Raw genomic sequence first — 7,096 nt, forward strand, 5'->3', positions numbered from 1 at the left:
ACACAAAAGCAGCAGCCTAACTCCCACTGGCCTCATTCACCTTGACAAATTCCGGGTTGGCGCCGAGTTGTGACTAACCCACTCGACTTCATCAGGTACCGGTGCAATTGGTGGCACGTAAAGTAGGGACGAAATGAGTAACCGAACAGCCCCCATCATCATAGGTGCGCTTGGCCTCGTAGTCTTTTCCGTCGTAACAGTGATCTGGACAGTGCGGACATTTGAGATTGACGCTGCCAATCTGACAGAGGCCACCCCACCACTGCAGGATGCCCTCTGGCTGGGGAGCATCCTGGTGGTTGCCGGATCTATTACTTGGCTCATTGTGCTCAGAAGACGGGCACCTAAGGAGTAGCAGCCACTCGATCATTTCATTGACGAGCGCGGGTTCGCGGCTTTCGATCGCGGCGGCAATGCAGTCGTCGAACTCACACCCCCTGCGCTGAAGGCGGCCTCGACTTTTGTCAGGCGTCCGGGGAGGTCGTCCGTTACGAAGAGTTCGCTGTGGTCGGTTGCTTCCAGATGCCCGTGAAGCCGGATGCCCTGGCGGCCGAGCTTGCGGAGGTGGATGTCGCGCTTGTCGCGGCCGAATAGCTCCCATGGCGAACCATCCTTGTCAGCCGGATTGGCTCGGCCAGCCTGCGGTGATGCTCCTTGCCCGGTAGAGCAGGCTGTTGGTGGTGCTCAGAGCGACGGCGGGTTTGCCACTTTGCCAGTCGATGGCCCTAAATAGAACGGCTCTGACCGGCCTTTCTTAACCGGTGACGGTGAATCGCCGGGACCCCCAGAAAGATGTACCCAAACGCTATGGCCGGGTATCCGGTCCACAGCGGTCCAAGCAGCTCGGGAAGGGGGCTAATGAAAATCATGGCCAGGCCCAAGAGTGCTATTGCGAGCGTCAGCAAGCCGCTCCAGCCGTGAAGCATCACGTGTCGGGATTGTTCTGCGGGGATCATTTAACGGCTCCTGTTTCTTTGGATAGTGCAGGTTTCACCTTGTTGTCATTTGATCTCGAATTGCCGACGTGACCTCCTCGGGATGGGCGGTTGAGACAATCCATCGGTGGTCGTTCGTTTCCAAGGTGACCGCAGGCCCTCCCACCAGCAAGCCTCGGGTGTCCTCGCCCATGAGCCGGAAGCCATATCCGTCAGCAAGGGATGTCTCCGGGGCCGGGCTTACGGCCACGACGTCTGAGATCGACATTTCGGTTGAATAGAACGGCGCGCAGCGCAAGACGATTTTCTCCTCAGCTATTGCGATGGAGACGGTCATCCGAACAATCGCCCAGGTGAAGGCGACGATGCCGGCGGCCATGAGGAGCCCGGGCAATACGATGCCCGAGACTAGGGCAGACACGACTAAGACCATGACTGAAGCGCCGACAATTCCCCAGATCAAGCCTTTGGAACGTCGTGCCAGCCGGGCCTCTGATATCACCATGTCTTCTCCCAATGCCGCGTCCTAATTAGACTGGCCCACTACAATCTTCTGGACGGCCTTACGAGCTTCCGCTGCCGCACTTGTGAGTAGATAATCCAGGCAACTGAGCTCACAAACGGCAACACAAAGATGGCGACGGCAATCGCTACTTTGAGCGGAGCGGGAATCCATTTTGATGCCATAAGGGATGCAAGCGCGACGACCACCAACACGAAATAGACGATGCCAAAAACAGGAGTAGCCCAGGCGTCGCTGACGACTGGGTTATCCGGATCAGTTGGGCTCACCACGACCGACAGGTTCATGTATACCGCTTTCTTCGGAAGTTACAGTTATTGATCTCGTCAGAGGAGGCTTGGAACCACCCGTTCCGACGAGGGGCGGGACAGGCTTCGGACCAAACGGTCGTTCCCGGTGGTCATTTTGCTTCCTGTAGACAAACCAGGTCGCAAGACTCGCCACCGACGCCGCCAGAGAAGCACCCATGTGGCCTGATTGCCGACGAATGAAATGATGGCAACGATCAAGAGAATTGCGGCCGCGGAGAGAGTTAGAAGTTTCATCAACAGCAAAATAAGCCCCGCCGGGGGCGTCTCCGTGTGCGATCTACCGAATCTCAGTGTGATTTCTCCAAAAATCCGTGTGAAAAGAGCCAATCTCAGTGTTCGCAGGCGACCATCTCCGTGTAGCCGAATCCGGCGTCGCGTCGTCCAACCGCTCGCAGAACCAGACCCACGACACTTTCCGCCCACCCAACCAGCCTTGCTAGTCCGCGCCGCGCCCTTACCCCGAGGCACGACTTTCAGGCTGCGCATTCGTCAGGTCTCAAGGTCCGGGAGCGGCACTCGGTGCAGCTGCCGATCACTGAGGTCGCGTGCCTTCGGCCCGACGAAGTGCTCGAACAACTAGGCTCCAGTCCGGCAGGGCTGACAAAGAAGGTGTGATCCTCCTAGTCAGCGTGGGGTTGGGGAGTCCCCGTCAGCCGGCAAGGATCCGGCCCCTGTGACGCTCGGATCTGCCCTGGCGACCTCGTTTCCTGCGGGAAGTGTCCGACGTCGAAATACTCACAGGAGGATACCGATTTATCACCTAATTTGCTCCGTTCCACCACTCATTTTTCCCAGTTACACCACTCATTTTCAGTGAACGACCCATGAATGATGGTTTGGGCGAGCTACGCTCCGATGGTTGCACGCATTGTGCAGCTTCAACCAAGGTAAGGAGCAACCTCATGAATACTGTTGACAGCACCGCCACCAGCACTACAGAAGAAACTCTGCTCACCCCGGACGGAGCCACCTACGTCCCGGTCTATGTGCCAACGATCGAGGAAACCGTCAAAGCCAGCGGCGGACACCGTCAGTTCATGAAGCTGTAACGCGGCCTGACAAGCTTTCTGATCAAACGGGGGAGATATTCTTGCGGGTAATGCGAGAAGACATCCGCGTCCCTGATGCCAAGGCCGAGCTATATTTGGTCGGTCTTGGCATCGGCGGGTTTTCGCGGCGCACCATTGAGGCGGACGAGGTATTACGCGGGTGCGCGGCCATACTTCATCTGACCGCCTACGATTCAGTTCTTCGTAAGACGTATGCCTCCGACATAGTCAACCTTGACACGCTGTACAACTCGTCATCTGACCCGGCTGAAGTATACGGAACCATGGCGGACCTGATATTTGGGTATGTTGAACGGAATCATTTTCTCGGCTCCGTAGCCTTCCTCACCTATGGACACCCCCTCTTTCTTGTTGATACGAGCTGGGATCTCATGAGAAGGTGTGCGGAGGCTGGCCTTCGAGCAAAACCGCTAGCCGCTACTTCATTTGTGGACCAGATTCTGTGTGACCTGGGTAAGCGCTTCGACGCTGGCGTTCAATTGTTCGAAGCATCAACATTTGTGAAGGAAAGAGTTTCAGTAGACAAGCGATTTCCTTTGCTTATCTCCCAAGTCGGCGACTTTGGTGCAAACGAGTTGAGATTCCACGAGGATCGTCACGCGAGACTAGAGATCTTGTTTCGATATCTTCGAAGCGTATACCCACCAACTCGAGAGTGCACTCTTATCATGTCGTCGTGGCGAGCGAATATGGCTCCGGAAGTGGCCTCGGCATCGTTATCAGAGATTAACACTCTAATTTCTTCCGTTCATATCGGCTGTAGTCTATATATTGACGGAATCTATGATTGACAAAAGCAAAGTGCTGAACGAATTTGCTAAGCATACTTCGACTCTTCACCTGAATTTCTGGGGCAGTCGCGTTGCAGTGACAACGGAACACGAACAGGACAGGCTCCATCTGCAGTATTATTTCCAGGACTATGTTGACAATGTCGTTGCTGGCAACAGTGATGTCAGCATTTGGCTGCATTCCCCGAACGGGCCATTCACTCTAGATGTCACGTCCGATCAGGTTGTCTTTATTCGCGAACCGAGCGGGGACTGGAAGCCGTACGACAGACCACTCGACTCGGTCGGTGCCCCTACGCCGCTGCCACCGTTCGAGCTGCCGCCGCTGGCCGGGAGACTGAAAACGGTTCACGGATGCGCAGCGTGTCCTCCGCATAGATCCGATGACGCCATACTTATTCATGGCCCGTCAATGTCTGGTAAGTCTTCGATCCTGCTGGAGCTTCTGAAATCCGGATGGTGGTTCGTCGCCGATGACACCGTTCCGATCACACGAGAAAACCGATTCCTTCCCTTCACGCGGCCAATCGGCGTTCGCGAAGCAACCCTTGCGAGAGCACCATGGCTCGACCCGTTTATCGACAAGGCCGTTCGTTTCCAAACGCCAACTGGGATTACGGCGGCGGTACATGCTCGAGAATTCGGTGCGCAAATCTGTGCGACTGCTCCAAGGTGGATATGGACAGTCATCCTCAATGAATCTGACCGGTTCGCCATACGACGTCTAGGCGCCAACACCCTTCAAATCTCGCTTGACGTGAATATGCATATCAAGGACGCGGTCCGAAACATATTGGAACTGACCGAAGAAAGACAAGGAGGAAAGTGAGCCGATGGGCGATAGGGCGACTGCGAACGGCCAACTTTGTTTGGACTTTTTTGGCGTAGGGGTATCCGCGGAGGGCGTTCCTGATGATCTTGCAGAGTTGGCTTTTCTTTTCAAGAGATATCTATCTGCGGATGTGATCCCTGAGATAACTGTCAGTATCAGATGCCTCGATTGGCCCGAACGCGGTTTTTTCCAAAGCTTATTGTCCAAAGACGGCCTCCGTAAGCACATAGAGATACGGTACCGCGGCGGGGTGAAGTGCGATGATAACATCACTTTCACGGAATGGTCAGGAGCTCCTTCGCCCTTTCCGCCGTTCTACCATTCAAGCCTATGGACCAGACTGGCCTCACATCCGGGCGCAATTGTCCGATTTCCAGATGGACCGATAATTGCCATCATTGGAGATCACTATGTGGGGAAGACATCCACAGCTATCGCCCTCTGCCGCCGCGGCGCCCGCTTGATAAGCGATAGCCTCATGGTTTTCGAAACCGAGACGCGAACCGCACATACTTTTGAAACACCACTGGGTTTTCGGCGAGAGTCTCTCCTTCGATTAATTCCCACTCTGCACACGCTTGACTTCAGACTTACCGTATCTCCAGAAACAGGGCTGGTGGCTTTGGTTCAACCTGAGCAAGTTCTGGGCGCCGCCAATGTTGAGGGAGGCGCCGTGGACCGCGTCGTTGTCCTCAGCCGTTCTGACTCCGAGTTTTCGGTGCGAATCGCACCGACACCGCCCTTGGGCTGGTTCACCGGAAGTGAACCGTCGCGAACGGCTTCGTTGCTTCCCCAGGAAGCCATACACATTGTGTGTGCTGACTCCGTAAGTCCCGATGAACTAGCAGAGCTAGTAGAGGTTGAGGCGCGAAAATGATCCTTATCGAAGCGCGTGGCATTTCGAAGCAATACCCCGGCAGGACCGCCAAGGCCGTCAACAATGCCTCGATCAAAATTTCCCGAGGCGAGATCATCGCAGTCGTCGGTCACAACGGCGCCGGAAAATCCACACTGTTCGACATCCTGGGTGGCTTAACCAGGCCGGATCAGGGCAAGATCGAACTCCACGTCTCCTCGAATGAGATCGGCTGGTGCCCACAGCGAGAGATCATTGATTGGTCACTTACGGTTCGGCAGAACATTTCCATCGGCTTGGAACTCCGCCAGCGGTCCAACCGCACGAAGCGCCGTGAAACTATCGAGGAGTTGGCGGCCGCCATGGGACTTACAGACTACTTGGGGAGAACTGCGGAAACACTCTCCGGCGGGGAACTTCGGCGAACACAAATAGCCAGGGCCATGGCGGGAGATCCTCCGCTAATGATCTTGGACGAGCCGACTACTGGTCTTGATCCCTCCGGAATCTCGAAAGTCTTCGCGTATCTCGAATGCAGAATGGTGCAGGGCGCAGCGGCGCTCATCAGCACGCATGAAACCTCCAGATTCGCCACACGCTGCACAAGGGTTGTTGCCATGCATAAAGGCGAACTCATAGCCGACCTTCCCGTTGACGAATTCATGCGGGCTGCACCCCTGTCTGAAGACCTCTGGGACGGCTACCTGGCCCGGGCAGGAGTCTGATCATCCATGCGCAGCCTGGTTCTGACCAAATTCCACTTCCTGTCCATGTGGAACTGGCGTTCGGTCTACTTGGGTCGGTTCATCGAACCCATTGCCTTTCTTATCCTTCTTGGCGGCGGGCTCAGCGGCTCGGTCGCTACGGAGGAGGGAAGTTACCCGGCCTTCATCCTCGTCGGTCTGATATGTCTCGTCGCATTCAGGGCGGGGACCTCGACAGTGAGCGATGTAGCGAATGACAGGAAATGGGGAATATTTGCAATCTACGTTATGCAGGGCGGCGGCATTGCCGGCTACCTTGGAAGTCTCGTCTTATTTGCCGTTTCCGTTTTCCTGGCCCAAGTCCTAACCCTTGCCGGAGTCGCGAGTGTCCTCTTCGGAGCCGACGTCATGCAACCGGACCAACTGTTCCACCTCATTGCGCTAGGCGCTGTGATTGTTGTGGGCTGGGTAGGATTCGGGGCCGCAGCTGGCGCCAGGATTCAGTCATACTCCAAGCGTGATTTGGTTATTACGCTTACATCACTTCCGGTCGTTTTGGCGGCTCCGCTGTTCTATCCTCTGGACTCGGCACCCCAGTACATCAAATGGCTATCAGCAGCCAACCCGCTTACATATCAAGTGGCTTGGCTTAGGGCCGAAGGCTCGGAAATTATGCTCGGCTATGGACTCGCCGCCGCATGGTGCCTCACAGGACTGCTACTGGCGTTCGTCCTTCTTCGCGCTGCCGACCGGGTCTCAAACGAAAGATAGTCAGCAACCGCCCAGGTGCCGGGCGCCGTCGTACCCTCAACCCCAGCGACGCAACCCGCCGCCTAATCCTCAGGCTCCGGCAGCTCCTGCGTCTCGGGTCCGGGTTCCTTCCTGGGGGAGTCCCCATCCGGGCTGAGCTCGTCGGAGTAGGGCGCTCGACCTTCGGGGAATGTGTCGATGAGTTCGTTGGCGGCCATGACCAGAAGGTCGCGTTGTAGGACGGGCAGGGAGAGGAGGCCTTGGATATAGGGCCCTTCGCAGATGAGCGTGGTTAGGGCCGTCTGACGCCTAGGGCAGGAGCGT

General features: G+C 56.2%; 8 protein-coding genes and 1 pseudogene. 6 read left to right on the plus strand and 3 right to left on the minus strand.

Features of this window, described 5'->3' with window-relative positions; translation table 11 throughout:
* Positions 1–133 precede the first annotated feature (133 nt).
* Positions 134–355, plus strand: coding sequence for a hypothetical protein (locus AC4CS3_RS23810; RefSeq protein WP_490785523.1), 222 nt, complete (start codon positions 134–136; stop codon positions 353–355).
* Positions 356–990: 635 nt separating this feature from the next.
* On the opposite strand, the gene AC4CS3_RS23815 is transcribed toward AC4CS3_RS23810, so the two are convergent.
* Positions 991–1,356 carry a hypothetical protein gene (locus tag AC4CS3_RS23815; protein ID WP_490785524.1) on the minus strand — a complete coding sequence of 122 codons (366 nt, stop codon included), beginning with the start codon at positions 1,354–1,356 and terminating at the stop codon, positions 991–993.
* 122 nt (positions 1,357–1,478) lie between these two features.
* Positions 1,479–1,745, minus strand: coding sequence for a hypothetical protein (locus AC4CS3_RS23820; RefSeq protein WP_490785525.1), 267 nt, complete (start codon positions 1,743–1,745; stop codon positions 1,479–1,481).
* A 926-nt stretch (positions 1,746–2,671) separates the two neighbouring features.
* On the opposite strand from AC4CS3_RS23820, the gene AC4CS3_RS23825 reads away from it, so the two are divergent.
* From AC4CS3_RS23825 to AC4CS3_RS23845, 5 genes are all read left to right on the plus strand, one after another.
* Entirely contained in the window at positions 2,672–2,818 is a 147-nt protein-coding gene (locus tag AC4CS3_RS23825) for a hypothetical protein (RefSeq protein WP_490785526.1), read from the plus strand.
* Between the two features lie 50 nt (positions 2,819–2,868).
* Positions 2,869–3,630 carry an SAM-dependent methyltransferase gene (locus tag AC4CS3_RS23830; RefSeq protein ID WP_490785527.1) on the plus strand — a complete coding sequence of 254 codons (762 nt, stop codon included), beginning with the start codon at positions 2,869–2,871 and terminating at the stop codon, positions 3,628–3,630.
* Positions 3,623–4,459 (plus strand): hypothetical protein, encoded by an 837-nt coding sequence (locus tag AC4CS3_RS23835; protein ID WP_490785528.1) that lies wholly within the window; start codon positions 3,623–3,625, stop codon positions 4,457–4,459. Before AC4CS3_RS23830 ends, AC4CS3_RS23835 begins: the two co-directional genes overlap by 8 nt.
* 876 nt (positions 4,460–5,335) lie before the next feature.
* A complete protein-coding gene (locus AC4CS3_RS23840; RefSeq protein WP_490785529.1) occupies positions 5,336–6,043 on the plus strand; it encodes an ABC transporter ATP-binding protein in 708 nt (235 codons plus the stop codon).
* Between the two features lie 6 nt (positions 6,044–6,049).
* Entirely contained in the window at positions 6,050–6,793 is a 744-nt protein-coding gene (locus tag AC4CS3_RS23845; protein ID WP_490785530.1) for an ABC transporter permease, read from the plus strand.
* Between the two features lie 62 nt (positions 6,794–6,855).
* Here the strand turns inward: AC4CS3_RS23845 and AC4CS3_RS23850 are convergent.
* Positions 6,856–7,096: pseudogene (locus AC4CS3_RS23850) on the minus strand (hypothetical protein); the annotation flags it as partial.

Source organism: Arthrobacter sp. SE2 (genome assembly GCF_058244265.1).